The sequence below is a fragment of the Cetobacterium sp. ZWU0022 genome, assembly GCF_000800875.1.
In the GTDB taxonomy this organism is placed as follows: Bacteria; Fusobacteriota; Fusobacteriia; order Fusobacteriales; family Fusobacteriaceae; genus Cetobacterium_A.
Window position 1 is genome coordinate 1 of record NZ_JRJZ01000107.1, and the last position, 713, is coordinate 713.

Sequence of the window (713 nt, forward strand, 5' to 3'; positions counted from 1 at the left end):
GTTTATTTTTGATAACAAATATATTGAGTTTTGCAAAAGTAGAAATAAAAATACTTGAACCTTTAAGGTTTGAGTATCTTTCTACTAAAAGATTAACTAATGAGAAAATAGCAGGTTATGGAATTATTGAAATAAGAGCAGAAAAAAGTGATTTTGGAAAAAAGATCACTTTTGATTTTCCAAAATCAGGATTAATGACAAATAGAAAAAAATGGGTAAAAGTTGAAAAATATAGAATGGAAATTCCTGAAAAAGAGATTATTTTATCGCAGGAAGTAGAGCATATAAAGTTCTATGCTCTAGTGGATAAAAGAGATATAGATAAAGGAGAGGAAGCCAAAATTATTGAAGGAGAGTATACAGGATATACACCAATCATAATTTCTGAATACTCTAAAATTGGGGGTTAGATGAAAAAATTAACTATATTAGCTTTCCTAGTGTTATCGACACTAGGAATGGCTAAAGATATGAAAATGGAAGTAGACAAAGCAGATGATAATACAATTGTAATTAGTATTAAGAAAAAATAAGACCACTTAATGAGGAAAAATATATATAGGATGGGAGTTAAATATATGGTTGAAATGAAAATAAATATAACAATAGACGAAAATAAGTTATTTAATTTAATTTTAGAAGGAAAGGAAGAATTTATAATTCCATATTTAAATGAAAATATAAAAATAAATAAAGATAAAACAATTATAAAA

The 713-nt window shown here is 25.1% G+C and carries 2 protein-coding genes; both read left to right on the forward strand.

The annotated features are described in order from the left end of the window. Positions 1-410, forward strand: a 410-nt coding sequence (locus L988_RS13835; RefSeq protein WP_047383514.1) for a hypothetical protein, incomplete at its 5' end; no start/stop codon positions are given. After that, positions 411-533: a hypothetical protein gene (locus tag L988_RS14045; protein WP_255359935.1), complete on the forward strand. Its 123-nt coding sequence runs from the start codon at positions 411-413 to the stop codon at positions 531-533. It begins immediately after the preceding gene. The last annotated feature ends 180 nt before the right edge of the window (positions 534-713 follow it).

Excerpts from the sequence above, each read along its gene's own strand:
- L988_RS14045 (WP_255359935.1), top strand. The coding sequence starts at position 411 with ATGAAAAAATTAACTATATTAGCTTTCCTAGTGTTATCGACACTAGGA.